Annotated in this window: 16 protein-coding genes; 11 read left to right on the forward strand and 5 right to left on the reverse strand. The window is 55.2% G+C overall.

Features of this window, described 5'->3' with window-relative positions:
* Positions 1–30 precede the first annotated feature (30 nt).
* The 7 genes from CKV68_RS05015 to CKV68_RS05045 are packed head-to-tail and all read left to right on the forward strand — an operon-like array spanning position 31 to position 7498.
* A complete protein-coding gene (locus CKV68_RS05015; protein ID WP_095075715.1) occupies positions 31–2889 on the forward strand; it encodes a Na+/H+ antiporter subunit A in 2859 nt (952 codons plus the stop codon).
* Positions 2890–3384 carry a Na(+)/H(+) antiporter subunit C gene (locus tag CKV68_RS05020; protein ID WP_013912387.1) on the forward strand — a complete coding sequence of 165 codons (495 nt, stop codon included), beginning with the start codon at positions 2890–2892 and terminating at the stop codon, positions 3382–3384. It abuts the gene before it with no gap.
* Positions 3381–5051: a Na+/H+ antiporter subunit D gene (locus CKV68_RS05025; RefSeq protein WP_167376968.1), complete on the forward strand. Its 1671-nt coding sequence runs from the start codon at positions 3381–3383 to the stop codon at positions 5049–5051. The genes CKV68_RS05020 and CKV68_RS05025 overlap by 4 nt, the downstream gene beginning before the upstream one ends.
* Positions 5048–5563: a Na+/H+ antiporter subunit E gene (locus CKV68_RS05030; RefSeq protein WP_013912389.1), complete on the forward strand. Its 516-nt coding sequence runs from the start codon at positions 5048–5050 to the stop codon at positions 5561–5563. Before CKV68_RS05025 ends, CKV68_RS05030 begins: the two co-directional genes overlap by 4 nt.
* A complete protein-coding gene (locus tag CKV68_RS05035) occupies positions 5560–5832 on the forward strand; it encodes a monovalent cation/H+ antiporter complex subunit F (RefSeq protein ID WP_013912390.1) in 273 nt (90 codons plus the stop codon). Before CKV68_RS05030 ends, CKV68_RS05035 begins: the two co-directional genes overlap by 4 nt.
* Positions 5832–6185, forward strand: a complete 354-nt coding sequence (locus CKV68_RS05040) for a monovalent cation/H(+) antiporter subunit G (RefSeq protein ID WP_013912391.1) — start codon at positions 5832–5834, stop codon at positions 6183–6185. The genes CKV68_RS05035 and CKV68_RS05040 overlap by 1 nt, the downstream gene beginning before the upstream one ends.
* Before the next feature lie 20 nt (positions 6186–6205).
* A complete protein-coding gene (locus CKV68_RS05045; RefSeq protein ID WP_014836810.1) occupies positions 6206–7498 on the forward strand; it encodes a glycosyltransferase 87 family protein in 1293 nt (430 codons plus the stop codon).
* On the opposite strand, the gene CKV68_RS05050 is transcribed toward CKV68_RS05045, so the two are convergent.
* From CKV68_RS05050 to CKV68_RS05060, 3 genes are read right to left on the reverse strand one after another with little or no spacing between them, the layout of a single operon-like run.
* Entirely contained in the window at positions 7432–8550 is a 1119-nt protein-coding gene (locus CKV68_RS05050; RefSeq protein ID WP_014836811.1) for a glutamate--cysteine ligase, read from the reverse strand. The genes CKV68_RS05045 and CKV68_RS05050 overlap by 67 nt on opposite strands.
* Before the next feature lie 19 nt (positions 8551–8569).
* On the reverse strand, positions 8570–9112 hold the full coding sequence (locus CKV68_RS05055) for a LytR C-terminal domain-containing protein (protein ID WP_013912394.1): 543 nt from the start codon (positions 9110–9112) through the stop codon (positions 8570–8572).
* A gap of 10 nt (positions 9113–9122) precedes the next feature.
* Positions 9123–9401 carry a DUF3263 domain-containing protein gene (locus tag CKV68_RS05060; RefSeq protein WP_014526267.1) on the reverse strand — a complete coding sequence of 93 codons (279 nt, stop codon included), beginning with the start codon at positions 9399–9401 and terminating at the stop codon, positions 9123–9125.
* On the opposite strand from CKV68_RS05060, the gene CKV68_RS05065 reads away from it, so the two are divergent.
* From CKV68_RS05065 to cls, 4 genes are read left to right on the forward strand one after another with little or no spacing between them, the layout of a single operon-like run.
* Positions 9400–9993 carry a peptide deformylase gene (locus tag CKV68_RS05065; protein WP_014526268.1) on the forward strand — a complete coding sequence of 198 codons (594 nt, stop codon included), beginning with the start codon at positions 9400–9402 and terminating at the stop codon, positions 9991–9993. The genes CKV68_RS05060 and CKV68_RS05065 overlap by 2 nt on opposite strands.
* Before the next feature lie 6 nt (positions 9994–9999).
* Entirely contained in the window at positions 10000–10962 is a 963-nt protein-coding gene (locus CKV68_RS05070) for an N-acetylglutamate synthase, CG3035 family (protein ID WP_038619340.1), read from the forward strand.
* A gap of 3 nt (positions 10963–10965) precedes the next feature.
* A complete protein-coding gene (locus tag CKV68_RS05075; RefSeq protein ID WP_014836814.1) occupies positions 10966–11733 on the forward strand; it encodes an exodeoxyribonuclease III in 768 nt (255 codons plus the stop codon).
* On the forward strand, positions 11730–13223 hold the full coding sequence (gene cls / locus CKV68_RS05080) for a cardiolipin synthase (protein WP_023636353.1): 1494 nt from the start codon (positions 11730–11732) through the stop codon (positions 13221–13223). The genes CKV68_RS05075 and cls overlap by 4 nt, the downstream gene beginning before the upstream one ends.
* Before the next feature lie 7 nt (positions 13224–13230).
* Here cls and CKV68_RS05085 read toward each other — a convergent pair whose 3' ends face one another.
* Together CKV68_RS05085 and CKV68_RS05090 are read right to left on the reverse strand one after the other, a co-directional pair.
* Positions 13231–13992: a multidrug ABC transporter permease gene (locus CKV68_RS05085; RefSeq protein WP_014526272.1), complete on the reverse strand. Its 762-nt coding sequence runs from the start codon at positions 13990–13992 to the stop codon at positions 13231–13233.
* On the reverse strand, positions 13993–14922 hold the full coding sequence (locus tag CKV68_RS05090) for an ABC transporter ATP-binding protein (protein WP_014526273.1): 930 nt from the start codon (positions 14920–14922) through the stop codon (positions 13993–13995). It lies immediately after the preceding gene.

Genomic DNA, 14922 nt, shown 5'->3' on the forward strand with positions numbered 1-14922 from the left:
TCCACGACAGCCAAAGGATTATTTCGCCCTGTGCTCGTATTGCTGTTAGCTCTCGCGGCGACCGCCACGGTCGCCCCAATTGCAGTGAAAACTTGTGGAAGGCCAGCTTTCGGCCTTCTTTCCATTACGCCCTTCGCCGGGTTTGCGTGGATCCTTGGCAAGTTAATCAACGGTGACTTTTCTTCAGGCAAAGCCCTCACCGCTCATTACGGGTGGATGAGCAGCGCACATTTAGATCTGACTTTCCGGCTCGATTCGCTTTCCGCGCTGTTTAGCCTGATCATCTTGGGCATCGGCGGACTGGTCTTATTGTATTGCTGGAATTACTTTGATTCTGTGCCTCGCCGATTGCGACCTTTTGCGGGACAACTATCCGGCTTTGCGATGGCCATGTACGGACTCGTGATCTCCGATAACATGCTGCTGCTCTATGTTTTCTGGGAGATTACCTCGGTGCTCAGCTTCTTGTTGGTGGGCTACTACGGCGAGCGAGCGTCGTCACGCCATGCCGCGATGCAGGCGCTGATGATCACCACTTTGGGCGGATTATCTATGCTCGTAGGCATTATCTTGTTGGGTCGTCAGACGGGCATTTGGGAGTTGTCCGGCCTTGCCAACGCAAGTTTGGAGGGGACCCATCACATTTCTTATGCCGTGATTCTCATACTGGCGGGCGCGTTATCCAAGTCAGCCATCGCCCCAACGCACTTTTGGTTGCCCGGCGCGATGGCTGCACCGACTCCGGTGTCTGCTTATTTGCATTCTGCGGCGATGGTCAAAGCAGGGATTTACCTTGTTGCTCGGCTAGCTCCTGATCTTTCTTTCTCGCATGTCTGGTATTTGGTGGTGATCCCTCTAGGGATTTTCACCATGCTTTTGGGCGGCTGGATGTCCTTACGCCAAACAGATCTCAAGCTGATTTTGGCCTATGGCACTGTCAGCCAGCTGGGCTTTATCACTGTGCTCGTAGGAATTGGCTCGCATGCGGCCATGGTGGCGGGTCTTGCGTTAACGTTTGCGCATTCCATGTTTAAAGCGACGCTTTTTATGGTCGTAGGGGCGGTTGACCACACGACGGGAACCCGCGACATACGCAAGCTCTCCGGGTTGGGGCGCAAGCAACCGATCTTGATGGGCGTCGCCACGCTTGCTGCCGCGTCGATGGCAGGCATTCCCCCGTTGTTCGGTTTTGTAGCAAAAGAGGCGGCTCTTGAGGCGGTGCTGCATGAGCATGCGCTCGTGGGATTGCCAGGGCAGGTAACGCTCGTGGGGATAGTGGCAGGTTCGATTCTCACTATGGCGTACAGTCTGCGGTTCCTCTTCGGGGCGTTTGCCACCAAGGGCGGACACGTCTCCGAGCCGGTGCTCACGATGCATCCTATCGGCCCACTGTTATGGATTCCTCCAGCACTATTAATGGTGTTGACCGTGCTCACTGGGGCGATCCCACAGCTGTTAGGTATTCTTCTGAGCGCCCACACGACCTCGATTTTCGACGAAAAAACGCACCTGGCCCTGTGGCATGGGTTTACTATTCCGCTCGCGTTGAGCGCTGCAATCGTGGGAATCGGAGCGATTATGCACTGGCAGCGTGCAACAATCGCCAAGTTGCATTTCACCGAGCCGGCTCTGGGCAACGCTAGCGCTGCGTATGACCGCGTCGTGGATCTTCTTCGGACATCCTCGCTGCGTTTAACCGCCTCCACCCAGCGAGGTTCGCTGGTTATTAACTCGGGCTCTATCTTTGCGGTCTTTGTCTTTGTCCCGCTCATCGCGCTACTGAGCGGAGAGCGTAGCGACGTCCACATGGTCCTCTGGGATACGCCGCTGCAAGCAATCATCGCCGGCATCATAATCGTGATGGCTATTGGCGCAGCCGTCCAATCCAACCGACTCTCTGCTCTGATCATGGTGGGAATGACTGGCTATGGTGCAGCCATGATCTTTGCGCTGCACGGCGCCCCCGATCTTGCGCTCACTCAAATACTGGTGGAAACCATCACGGTGGTGGTATTCATGCTGGTTCTTCGCCGTTTCCCGGCGCGCACCCAGTGGCAGCCTTCCCATCGCGCTAACAGACTGCGCGCGTGGCTTGCCGCAGCTGTGGGTTTCACCGCCGTCATTCTCACTGTGTTTGCCATCAACGCTCGGACCGAAGCCCCGGTGAGCGCTGTTATCCCGGACCTGGCCAAGGACATAGGCCACGGGGCGAATGCCGTCAACGTGTTGCTGGTGGACATTCGCGCCTGGGATACCTTCGGCGAAAGTACTGTCCTTATCATCGCAGCGATTGGTGTTTCCTCCCTGATCTATCGCACCAAAAGCTTCCAACGAGATTCACGCCGTCCCACGTTGCATGATTCTGGCGGCTGGCTTTCCTCAGAAGCAGCGCGTAACCGCTCTTTGATGGTGGACGTGTCCACTCGACTGCTGTTCCCCATCATGATGGTGCTCTCCGCTTATTTCTTCTTCGCGGGTCATAATGCTCCTGGCGGCGGATTCGCGGGCGGGCTTGTCGCAGCTCTCGCCCTTGCGTTGCGTTATCTTGCGGGCGGCCGCGAAGAGCTGGAGCAGACCTTCCCCATCGACCCCTCCCGCGTCCTGGGAGTCGGCGTGCTGCTTACCGCTGCTGCCGTTATCTGGCCGGTTTTTATCGGCGCCCCGCCACTGACGTCCTATGCATGGGATCTGCATATTCCGATTATCGGGGACATCCATGTGGTCAGCGCTTTGCTTTTCGACGCCGGCGTCTACCTAATAGTCATCGGATTGGTGTTGCACATCCTCACGTCTTTGGGCAGCCAACTCGATCTGGATGAGGAATTGCGTAAACAGCGTGCACGGGAACGAGTGAAAAAACTCAAGGCTCGCGTAGGAAAGGAGAAATAAATGCTGGTCAACCTCTCATTACTCCTTGCCGCAGGCGTGCTTGTGTCAGCCGGTGCTTATCTGGTGCTGGACAGGGCTATGACCAAGATGATGATGGGGCTGTTGCTTATGGGCAATGGCGTTAACATCCTCGTGCTCATGGCTGGCGGCGCGCCGGGGTCGCCGCCGATCAAGGGGCGCGATTCTGCGCTTTATGGCGATACAGTTGCGGACCCGCTGGCTCAGGCCATGATTCTTACGGCAATCGTGATCTCCATGGCGCTTACTGCTTTTATCCTTACGCTTGCATATCGGCAGTACCGTTACCGTACCCAGGATGTGGTGGAAGACGATGTGGAGGATGCTGCAGTTGCAGCCCGTCCGCCGCTACCTTCAGCGGCACCCGATCATGATCTTTCCGACGACCCCACCACCGGGCGCATCACCAAGCTTGGCGACGAGTTCGGCCCCCGTTGTTTCGAAGCCCCATTGACAGATTCGCAGGAGGACCAGTGATTCCTTTTCAAAGCCTCCTTGACGCGATGCCAGTTCTTATCCCGCTTCCCATCGTGGTTCCTGCCGTGGGCGCAGGAATAGCATTAGCCGCTGCGAAGCATCTGCGTGTTCAACGCATAGTCGCAGCCCTCACACTCTTTGCCCTCATTTCCTTGGCCGTCACCATGCTGTTTGTGGTGTATCAGGAAGGGATTCAGACCATTCAGATCGGTGGTTGGGATGGTCCCGTGGGTATTACCCTCGTGGCGGATCGCCTTTCTACTCTGATGCTGATGGTTTCTTCCATCGTTTTGTTCTGCGTGATGTGGTACGCGATTGGTCAGGGAGTTCGCGACGGGGAGGAAGACGAGCCGGTGGCGGTCTTCTTGCCCACGTATCTTTTGCTCAGCATGGGCGTGAACATGTCGTTCCTCGCCGGCGACCTCTTTAACCTCTACGTCGGCTTTGAGGTCTTCCTTGTCGCGTCTTATGTGCTTCTGACTCTGGGAGCTTCTCCTGCACGCGTGCGCGCAGGAGTGGGTTATGTCATGGTCTCTATGCTGAGTTCGATTGTGTTCCTTATCGGACTCGCTTTGGTGTATGCGTCCGTCGGCACGCTTAATATGGCGCATATTTCGGAGCGCATGGAGTCCGTGCCTGGCGGCACCCAAACAGCGATCTTTGCGGTGCTCCTCATCGCCTTTGGCATTAAGGCCGCAGTGTTCCCACTTGATTCTTGGTTGCCGGATTCCTACCCCACCGCGCCGTCTTTGGTCACAGCCGTCTTCGCAGGTCTACTTACCAAGGTCGGTGTGTACTCGATCATCCGAATGCGTTCTGCGGTGTTCACGTCAGGATCTTTGGACACGTTATTGATGTGGGTAGGGCTGGCCACCATGTTGGTGGGGATCTTGGGCGCGATGGCACAGAATGACATCAAACGACTCCTCAGTTTCACCCTAGTCAGCCATATCGGTTACATGATCATGGGCGTAGGGTTAGGCACAGCGCAGGGGCTTTCTGGGGCGATCTTTTATGCTGTGCACCATATTTTGGTTCAGACCGCGCTTTTCTTGGTGGTTGGACTCATCGAGCGCCAAGCCGGTTCCTCCTCGTTGCGCCAGTTGGGCTCCCTAGCCAAAGCCACGCCGGCCCTTGCCGTGCTCTACATTATCCCGGCCCTCAACCTGGGCGGGATACCACCATTTTCTGGTTTCTTGGGCAAGGTCATCCTTGTGGAGGCAGGTGCTAACGAGGGCGGCCCGCTCCCCTGGCTGCTCATCGGCGGCGCGATTGTCACCAGTCTGCTTACCCTCTACACCATGGTTTTGGTGTGGTCTAAGGCATTCTGGCGCGACCGCAAAGACGCACCTGACGGGGGAACTGCCTACGCTCGACCGGCTTTGCTCTCTGATGTCACGGACAAGATCGATTTTTCTGAGCGAAACGACGTCGGCCGGATTCCGGCAGGAATGCTCATGTCCACTGCCACGTTGGTGTCTGTGTCGCTTGGCCTTAGCCTCGTCGCAGGCCCGGTGAGCAATGTGACGTCCCGTGCTGCTGAGTCTGCGCAAGATACCAGTATCTATCGCACAGCTGTGCTTGGTACCGCACGGAAAGAACCAGGCAGGACCCTGGAACAAGAGCGTCTCGACGAAGGCAAGGACACGAGAGGAGTACAGCAATGATCGCAGGCGTCCGCCGTCGATTCCGGCCCCTCTTTGTCGTGGTAGCCACAGTGATGTGGGTGATGCTCATGGGAGAGCTCTCCGTGGGAAATCTCGTCGCGGGTCTCCTCGTAGGTCTTATAGTGAGCATCGCGTTGCCGCTTCCTTCACTTCCCGCGGAGGGCCTCACCATCAACATTCTTCCCTTTCTCGGGCTGATTTCGCGCTGGACGTTGTACCTGTTTAGCGGTTCTATTCGCGTGGCGTGGCTTTCCATCAGAAAGGCCGAGCCGCCGCGTTCTGCGATTGTGACGGTTCCGATGCGCGTGGATAGTGAGCTCGTGCTCAGCCTTGCTACCACCTTGTATAACCTTCAGCCGGGAGGAACAGTCACGGATATTGATGTGGCAAACCGCCTGTGGACTGTTCACATCTTGGATGCGAGTTCTACGGATAAGGTCGATGCGGAAATTGCAGCCATCGAACAATATGAGCAGCGACTCAAGCGGGCATTTGAAAGGAACAACGCATGAACCCAGATGTCTACAACCTCGTGTTGTTCTTCGTAGCGTGTGTTTTCGCCTTATCGTTCATTCTTACGTCCTACAGGATCATTACCGGCCCCAACTCCATTGACCGCCTGTTGGGTCTCGACGGAGTGGTCGCCATGATGCAGTGCGCATTAGCGGCCTATATTTGCTGGAGCTTAGACACCACCGTGTCTAATGCGATGCTCGTGATCGCACTGTTGGGATTCATCTCCACGGTCGCTATCACCCGTTTTAGAAAGAAGGATGACTAATGAACTCCAACATCATCGCAGATGTCGCCTCTTTAGTTTTCCTTCTCACAGGCGCTTTCTTTGTCCTTTCCGCGTCCATTGGGCTTATCAGGTTCCGATCCCCCCTGGCGCGGGTACATGCGATTACTAAGCCACAGACTGTTGGGCTCATTCTAACCATTATTGGTGCGATTATCCGGGTGCTGGGAACGGATTCTCCCACCGGTGACCTCGGCGTTCTGGTGCTTCTGGTTCTCTTTGCCCTCATTACTTCCCCGGTCACCGGGCAACGAGTTGGCCGCATCGCACGCAGAGAAGGTCTTTACGACGACACCTGCACCGTACACCGTGATAAAGTTCGCGATGGAAAGTAGCCGCTGAGCAGGAGGACAGCATGAAGGCACACAACCTCAGAGGAGCCCCCACAATCCTTGTGATTTTGGCCTTCTTCATCCCCTGGGATCTGCTGCAAGAGGATTCAATCCTCAGCAAACACAAGCTCACCCAATGGATGCCCGTTGATCTGCACGTTTACACACTTGCGGGGAGGCACTTGCAGTCTGGCGGAAAGCTCTACAGCGACTCTTTTATCTGGGATCTTCCATTTACTTATCCGCCCTTTTCTGGTGCCCTTTTTAAATACCTCGCGCTCTTGAGCGACGACTGGCTCACCGTAATCTGGCAAGGCGCAAATTTCCTGGCGCTCATCGGGGTGATTCTGCTTATCTTGGCTCGCGGCGAGCGCCGCGTTACCGTGACCACCGCATTCGTGGCTGTGGGATTGGCCGTCGCGTCGCTGGGGTTAGAGGCCATCCGCGGAGGCTTCTTTTACGGACAGATCAACCTGATCCTGATGCTCCTGGTTGCTTTGGACTTCCTCCCCAATAACCGCCGCTTTGCCGGCATTGGGGTAGGACTAGCAGCAGGTTTAAAGCTTACTCCCGCGTTTTTCGGCTTTGTGTTTCTTCTGGAGCGCCGCTGGGGTGCTGCGTTTCTCTCCGCAGCGACTTTTGGAGCCACCGTACTCGTAGGCCAGATCGTAGTCCCGGATGCCACTAAATTCTGGACGTCTGCCATCTCTGATTCTTCCCGCGTTGGTGTCCATACCAATGCTGGTGCTCAATCGTTGCGCTCCATCATGGATCGTGTCCTTGGCATTCAGGGAGGGACACTATGGATACTGGCCGTTATCGTGGTGATTGCACTAGCTGCGTACTCGATCAGACTGGCGATTAAGCGCAATAATATGCCCATGGCGATGGCTATGGGCGGCATCACCGCATGTCTGGTGTCCCCCTTTAGCTGGTACCACCACTGGGTCTGGATGGTTCCGGTCGTAGTCTGCATCTACCTTGCTGTTGATGATGCAATCAATGAGTTCAACGCCAAACATTCCCTAGGGTGGGCCGGGTGGTTACTCAACCAAGTCGGCGCGATCGTGGCCACCGGCATCATCGTGGCGGTCACGGCTCCGCAGGTCAGCTCGATCATCTGGAGCGATATGGCCTTTTTCAAGCGCAACGAACATCCTCAAGACCTAGGCAACTTGCTTTTCTGTGGAGCTGGAATCCTCGTCATCGTGGGCTATGGGATCATAGCCTCCATCCTGCAGCGAGTAACTCAGAAAGAATCCAACTCTGCAATGGTGGAATCTACAACCGATTCCCAGGAACCAGTGGCCTCATAAACCGCACGTTGACGCTGATAACCTGCACCGCGATGGCAAACGCTTACAACACGGTGCAACTCTTTCTCGCACCCTAGCTCTTGAGCTAGGGGTGTAAGAACTTCCACCCATCGGCGCAGTTCATCGGTCACAAGCCGCTCTTCAGTGTCCCGCGACGTAATAATGATTGCATCCATGCCATAGCGGGCAGCGCGCCACTTATTCTCTGCAATATGCCAATCCTGCAAAGTCGGCAGCTCTTCTCCCCGATCCAACATCCGATCAAAATAGACCACCAAGCAATGGGTAAGCGCTACGGCAGCGGAAAGCTCGGTGAGGTTACTGGTGGCGTCGCAAATGCGCACTTCGATCGTGCCCCACTTGCCTGCCGGCCGGATATCAAAGTGCATCGAACCAGTGTGGTTGATTACTCCGGACTTGCCTTGGTCCTCCATATAGGATTCCCACTCTGCCCAGTCACGGAACTGATAAGGAAGCCCAGCGGTGGGAAGCTGCTGGTACAGCATCGTTCTATTAGAGGCATAGCCGGTATCCAATCCGTCCCACCCTGGCGAAGAAGCCGTTAACGCCAGCAAATGCGGATACATGGTGAGCATTGCATTGATGATCGGCCACACACGATCTTTGCTCGATATTCCCACGTGAACATGGATGCCCCAGATCAGCATCTGGTTTCCCCAGTATTGGGTACGCGCAATGATCTCGTTGTAGTGGCCTTTTTCGCTCACCGGCTGTTGGCGGAAGTCAGAAAAAGGATGTGAGCCAGAACCCCATATCTTAAGGCCCAATTCCTCGGTGACCTCACGTACGGCCGAAAGTGCCGTGCTCAATTCTTCCACCGCCTGCGGGGTGGTCTCACATACAGAGGTGACCAGTTCAATCGTGTTGGCCAAGAACTCCTTTTCCAAATGCACCTCAGGGTATCTGGAAACCACAAGATCAATCACTTCGGCAGCACGAGGAACCAGATCTCGCGTCTCTGGGTCGGCGAGAGCTACTTCCCATTCCACTCCCAGAGTCGGACGAGGTGAGGCATTGAAGTTTTCGGCCATGGCAGGCCACCTTTCAAAGCTAGTTGACTTCCTCGGCCAGCACGAGGACCACGGTATTAGGGTCCTCAGTCCCGCCAGGAAGATTATCTGCCCGCGGCACCGCTACTCCGCCGACGCGTTCTGCTAGTGTACGCGCGGCCTTCTCTGCGGCGGCGTTTTCTGGGGTGAAGTAGACAGTATTTTGAGGCACCGCACCATCTGGGAAATTACCTACTTCTCCTAATTCCCATCCTTCATGTTTCAGCTTATCCGCTACCCCAGCGGCAAGACCTTGAATCGTGGAGTTGTTAAGAACGTGAACCTTCTTCACTTCAGCATGCGTAGGAGGAGGCGGCACTGGGGCTGCCGTTGTCTGGGGTGGCTTTGCCACAGTGGTTGGCTGTTGTGGCCGAGACATCTGAGTCGTGGTGCTCTCAGCGGTGACGGTGGTGTCTGATGCTTTTTCACGAGTCATCGAGTACACGCCCCACGCCGCGAGGAGCAAAGCTACGGCGATCAGGATCATGGCCATGCCGCGCAGCGGAAGGCGTTGTTCATTGTTTGGGGAAGGTTCTGTAGTCACCTGAGCTATTCTATCGTTTTTGTGCTTGCGCCCGGCGATTGGCTCTTTGATCCCTGATCCTACGCAGACGCGCTGTGAGCACCGGATACTCAGACATCACTTCAGGAACGTCAATGGCCCGGTTGAGGGATTGAAAGTATCTCACGGGAGACATTCCCAGTTCCTCCCGAATTGCTTCTTCTTTTGCACCCAGACTGCGGGGTGCGCGATCTTCAAAAGCGAGCAATGCCAACTGTTTTTCCAGTCGAGTAAGGTTATTGGCATCAGACATGCCTACACTGTAGGACATGACAGTTCGACCCATCGTGATCCACGGCGATCCCGTTCTCCATAATCCCACGGCCGAGGTCACCGAGCCGATTGATTCTCCCGAGCTACAAGAGCTCATCGCAGACATGTACGAGACCATGGCTGTCGCCCATGGCGTCGGCTTAGCCGCAAACCAAATCGGTGTAGGCAAGCGTCTTTTTGTCTTCGATTGCCCCGACGATGAGGGGCATATGCATCGTGGGTGCGTAATCAATCCGGTTCTGGAAACCACGGAGATCCCTCAGACGATGCCTTCCGACGATGGCTCTGATGATGAAGGTTGTCTCTCTGTCCCTGGCGAGGGATTCCCGACAGGTCGCGCCACCTGGGCCAAAGTCACGGGGCTGGACGAGCACGGCAACCCTGTGTCCTATGAGGGAACAGGCTTCCTTGCTCGATGCTTCCAGCACGAGGTAGGCCACCTAGATGGTTTCCTTTATACGGATACCCTGGTCGGACGCTATAAGCGCCAGGCAAAAAAGGCCATTAAACGCAATGGTTGGACCGAAGCCGGTCTTACGTGGATGCCGGGTGAAGATGAAGATCCCTTCGGCTGGGACACCGAGGAATAAGCCGGAATGTCACGGATTTTCCGTTCTGACGCAGTGGCCCCAGGTGATCGCATCGTGGTGCGTCGTAAAGCTAACGACATTATTGGTCACGTGCTCAGCATCGACGAGGAAACCCTCGTGGTGCGGCCACAAAAAGTAGGCGGTTTTCCGTCTGAGGTTCCGGCGTTGTCCATCCCTCGCGTGGACATCATCATCATGAAAAAACTGAGCCCGCGCACCGTCCGCAACTCGGATATTCGTGCAATCGAAACCGCCACGGCCAAAGCCTTCCCCGGTATCGAGCACACCTGGTGCGGTCAATGGCTCATGCGCTCTGGCGACGGCATCACCGAGCGCTCTAACAGCGCTGCGCCACTGGGGCACACAGCTATGTTCACTCCCATCCCGCTGGAAGAAATCCATGCGTTTTATAGGCGGCATAATCTGCCCACGCGCGTTCTTATCCCTGAGCGTATCGGCGCAATGGCGGAAAAACTTGTGGCGCAGCCTGGGTGGACTTTAGGCCCCGAGATCATCGTGATGACGCGCGATCTGGATGATCTTCCGGCTACCACATCCGACTGGGAGTTTCGCATCGACGATCAACCGGACCACGATTGGTTGTCGCTCTATAACTTCCGTGGCGAGCCGCTCCCCGAGCATGCGCTCGATCTGCTCCGCGGGGAAATCGACGGGACAATGGGTTTTGGCCGGCTTCTTACCCCCGAAGGAGAAACCGTCGCTATCACCCGTGGCACCATCACCGATGATTATCTCGGATATTCAGCCGTTGAGGTGGCACAAGCTTATCGACGTCGCGGCCTAGGCACCGAGCTGGGCAAGCATATGCTGCACTGGGGCGCACGGGAAGGCGCTACACGGGCCTATCTTCAAGTGATCGCCGCCAACGCTGCTGGCATTGGGCTCTACGAAAAACTTGGTTTTGTTGAGCATCACCGGCATCGATACGCGGAAGCGGCTAATCTTTAATCCATGCGCATTGTCAACTGGAACGTGAATTCCGCTCGCACCCGTGTAGACCGGATGGTCGATTTTTTGCAGCGCCATAACGTGGATGTCCTCGCGGTTCAGGAGACCAAGTGCAAGGATGCACAATTCCCCTACGAGCGCTTCCATGACATTGGCTACCAAGTAGCTCACTTTGGGCTCAACCAGTGGAATGGTGTTGCCATTATTTCCCGAGTGGGTCTTGAGGATGTTCAGACCCACTTCCCGGGTCAGCCGGGCTTTCATAAAGACCCACAGAAAGACCAGGCGCTGGAGGCCCGCGCGATCGGCGCCCTCTGCGGGGGTGTCCGCGTGTGGAGCCTCTACGTTCCTAACGGCCGCGAGATTGCAGACCCGCATTATGACTACAAATTACGGTGGCTTTTTGCGTTACAGCTGCATGCGCAGGATGTCGCAGAACCCACGGTATTTCTAGGCGACTTCAATATTGCACCTCGCGACCAAGATGTCTGGGACATGTCCTTCTTTGAGGGAAAAACCCATGTCACTGAACCTGAGCGCCAAGCCTTTGAGGCTTTAACCGCTTCTGGCCTGCAGATCGCTTCCCCCCTCGAAGGCTTTAGCTATTGGGATTATCAGGCGGGAAGATTCCTCAAGAACCAGGGAATGCTTATCGACTTCCAGCTCGCTACGACGGATCTGAAAGTAGAGAAAAGCTTTATCGACGTCGACGAGCGTTCGGGGAAAGGGGCCTCCGATCACGCTCCGGTTATCGTGGATTATGTAGTATGAGCTGGCAAATCGACCTGAGCACATGGCAGACAGTAGGTCTGATTATTGATTACTCCATCAAGCTCATTGCCATTGGTTTTGTGCCAGAAGGTCGCCGCCCGAGCTCCTCTACCGCATGGCTCCTCGCCATTTTGTTGATTCCTTTCCTAGGTCTTCCTCTGTTCCTGACCATGGGCAGCCCCTACATCAACAAAAGGCGGCACGATCTGCAACGCAAGGCCAACAAGGACATTGAAAATGTTCAGGCAAAAGTCCCCGATTATCCAGAAGGTTCAGTAATCGGTGACGAGCTCGTCTCCATGATTAAGATGAACAGACGGCTTACATCGCTGCCCGCCACCACGGGGTATAACCTCGGCGTGCATTCCGATTATGAGGCATCTATTCAGGCCATGTCTGATGCTGTAGACCAAGCACAAAAATACGTTCACGTGCAGATCTATATCATGGCGTGGGACGACACCACCGATGTTTTCTTCCAGTCGCTTGCGCGTGCTGTACAACGCGGGGTGAAAGTGCGTCTCCTCTTTGACCAGGTAGGAAGCTGGAAGTACCCAGGGTATTTGAAGCTAGGAAAGCGTCTCTCAGAGATAGGCGTGCAATGGCGAATCATGCTGCCGCTACAGCCTTTCCGCTGGCGCTTCCGCCGACCGGACCTGCGCAATCACCGCAAGATGCTTATTATCGACGGCGAACATGGCTTTATCGGCTCACAAAACATGATCGAAGCGGGTTATCTTAACAAGAAAAACCTCTCCAGCGGGCGGCGCTGGGTGGACGTTATGGTCGAGCTTTCGGGCCCCGTCGTCGCGTCTATGAACATGGTTTTTGCTGTGGACTGGTTCCAAGAAGCCGACGATCTCCCTCCCATCGACGACCACATGGTGAACCCAGAAATCCCTGACCAAGATGAAACCGACGTTAACCTTCTGCAGTTAGTACCCTCTGGCCCCGGATACAGTACTGAGCCCAATCTGCGCCTGTTCAACCAGATCATTCATCATTCCAAGCATCGCCTGGTCATGTGCAGCCCCTACTTCATTCCCGATGAGTCCATGCTTGAGGCGGTGACGTCGGCATGCTATCGCGGAGTCAGAGTCGAACTGCTCGTTAGCGAGCAAGCTGACCAGTTTATGGTCGACCATGCGCAATCCAGTTACTATCAAGCGCTCTTGGAAGCCGGAGTGCATATCTATCGTTACCGCAAGCCGGCAGTACTGCATTCCAAGTTTTTGATTGCGGACCCCCAGCTCGATGACACCCTCTCTGTGGGCGTTATTGGCTCCTCCAACATGGATATGCGCAGCTTTGGTTTAAATTACGAAGTCTCTCTGATGATGGCTCGTGGAAACATGATTCGCCAGCTAGATCAGCTGGCGAATGACTATAAGAAAAATTCCGTAGAGCTCACACTTGAGGAATGGAACAAGCGCGGGTTAATCCGCAGATACATAGATAACATCATGCGTTTAACCTCAGCGCTGCAGTAATTACGTATTAGGCGTCACGCTTGTTCAGCACGATAATGCCCAATGCCAGGATCACAAAGGCCCACGCGGCAAAGTATGCGCCGCTTCCCTCATAGCCCCATGGAACATCTTTGATCGCTGTTTTCCCTAGGAAAGCGTTCATGTTGTTCATCGGGCCATACTTAACAATCCAGGTTCCAATCTTGGGAAGAAAACCAAGGAGCGTCTCAAGCGCGAGCACCCAGATCAGCATCAACGTGGTAGCACCAGCAGTCTGCCTAAGCAGATAAGCCACACCATGGGAGAACGTTACCAATAGCGCAGAAACGAGGGGGAAAACCCACATGATACGCAGAGCGTTCTCGTTCTCCCACACGTTGAACGTCTTGCTGGCCTCAGAGCCCGCGACCAATTTAGACGTGTAGAAGCACAATATGACCACTGCAAAGGTAAGAGCAGCGGCAACCACGGCATAGAGCAACCACTTGCTCATCGCGACTAGCGTGCGGTTCGGGGTAGCAAGGAACGTAACAGACTGATAATTGTGGCGGTATTCTGCGGTGACCACCATGATCGCCTGAATTGTCACGATAAGGAAACCTAGAGCTTGGACCGCAAGCACAGTGCTAGCAGGGCTAATAATAGGAATCCCCAGAGGGCCCGGTGCTATCTCACGGGAGTTAAGCGCCGCAAAGCCAACGCCAAAGAAAACAAACAGGGCTGTGGTCCACCAGAATGCCTTAGTCGTGCGCAGTTTGGTCCACTCAGCGCGGATTGAGTTGAGGAACATTTAGTGATTCTCCTTTATCTGCGCGTGGTACTGAACGGCATCGTTAGTCATTTCCATAAAGGCATCTTCCAGCGATGCGCGTTTGAGGGAAAGCTGCGACAACGGAACGCCACCAGAGTGGGCCATTGCTCCGATCTCATCGGTGCTGCGCCCAGCGATGCTGAGGTATTCACGGTCTTCTTCATCAGTGCCCCACTCAGGGACAATCTCGTATTCCCCAAGCAGCTCGGCTAGCTCTTTGAGATACGGCGACCGCACTATGACGCTGGACGCGGAGTTATCACGAATAAATTCGTAGGTGGACGTATCAGCCACGAGCTTTCCCTTGCCAATAACAACAAGGTGATCAGCGGTCTGAGACATCTCGGACAGCAGATGCGAGCTCACCAAGACAGTGCGGCCTTGGCTAGCCAACGAGCGCAAAAACTCACGAACCCATCGGATGCCCTCAGGATCGAGGCCGTTGACTGGCTCATCGAGGATAAGAATCTCGGGGTCGCCCAGCAAAGCACCGGCAAGGCCCAGACGCTGGCTCATACCTAGGGAGAAACCTCCGGCTTTTTTCGATGCCACGTTGCTGAGCCCAACGAGCCCCAGGACTTCGTCGACACGCTTAGTAGAGATGCCATTGGATTGAGCTACCCACTTGAGGTGATTTGCGGCAGACCTGTTGGGGTGTATGGCTTTAGCGTCAAGGAGCGCGCCTACTTTAGTCAGAGGTTTTTTTAGCTTGGTATAGGCCATACCATCGATGGTCGCGGTCCCCGAGGTAGGAGAATCAAGGCCGAGAATCATACGCATCGTCGTGGATTTACCGGCACCATTGGGGCCAAGGAATCCAGTAATGATGCCGGGCTTGACGGTGAAGGTCAGGTCATCGACCGCCCGCACCTGCCCGTATTGCTTAGTTAAGCCACGCACTTCAATCAT

This window comes from Corynebacterium ulcerans, assembly GCF_900187135.1.
GTDB classification, from domain to species: domain Bacteria; phylum Actinomycetota; class Actinomycetes; order Mycobacteriales; family Mycobacteriaceae; genus Corynebacterium; species Corynebacterium ulcerans.

What these genes read in the sequence shown, in the direction of transcription:
- CKV68_RS05020 (WP_013912387.1), top strand. Translation starts at nt 2,890, where the DNA reads ATGCTGGTCAACCTCTCATTACTCCTTGCCGCAGGCGTGCTTGTGTCA.
- CKV68_RS05030 (WP_013912389.1), top strand. Translation starts at nt 5,048, where the DNA reads ATGATCGCAGGCGTCCGCCGTCGATTCCGGCCCCTCTTTGTCGTGGTA.
- CKV68_RS05035 (WP_013912390.1), top strand. Translation starts at nt 5,560, where the DNA reads ATGAACCCAGATGTCTACAACCTCGTGTTGTTCTTCGTAGCGTGTGTT.
- CKV68_RS05040 (WP_013912391.1), top strand. Translation starts at nt 5,832, where the DNA reads ATGAACTCCAACATCATCGCAGATGTCGCCTCTTTAGTTTTCCTTCTC.
- CKV68_RS05045 (WP_014836810.1), top strand. Translation starts at nt 6,206, where the DNA reads ATGAAGGCACACAACCTCAGAGGAGCCCCCACAATCCTTGTGATTTTG.
- CKV68_RS05050 (WP_014836811.1), bottom strand. Translation starts at nt 8,550, where the DNA reads ATGGCCGAAAACTTCAATGCCTCACCTCGTCCGACTCTGGGAGTGGAA.
- CKV68_RS05065 (WP_014526268.1), top strand. Translation starts at nt 9,400, where the DNA reads ATGACAGTTCGACCCATCGTGATCCACGGCGATCCCGTTCTCCATAAT.
- CKV68_RS05060 (WP_014526267.1), bottom strand. Translation starts at nt 9,401, where the DNA reads ATGTCCTACAGTGTAGGCATGTCTGATGCCAATAACCTTACTCGACTG.
- CKV68_RS05070 (WP_038619340.1), top strand. Translation starts at nt 10,000, where the DNA reads ATGTCACGGATTTTCCGTTCTGACGCAGTGGCCCCAGGTGATCGCATC.
- CKV68_RS05075 (WP_014836814.1), top strand. Translation starts at nt 10,966, where the DNA reads ATGCGCATTGTCAACTGGAACGTGAATTCCGCTCGCACCCGTGTAGAC.
- cls (WP_023636353.1), top strand. Translation starts at nt 11,730, where the DNA reads ATGAGCTGGCAAATCGACCTGAGCACATGGCAGACAGTAGGTCTGATT.
- CKV68_RS05085 (WP_014526272.1), bottom strand. Translation starts at nt 13,992, where the DNA reads ATGTTCCTCAACTCAATCCGCGCTGAGTGGACCAAACTGCGCACGACT.
- CKV68_RS05090 (WP_014526273.1), bottom strand. Translation starts at nt 14,922, where the DNA reads ATGATTGAAGTGCGTGGCTTAACTAAGCAATACGGGCAGGTGCGGGCG.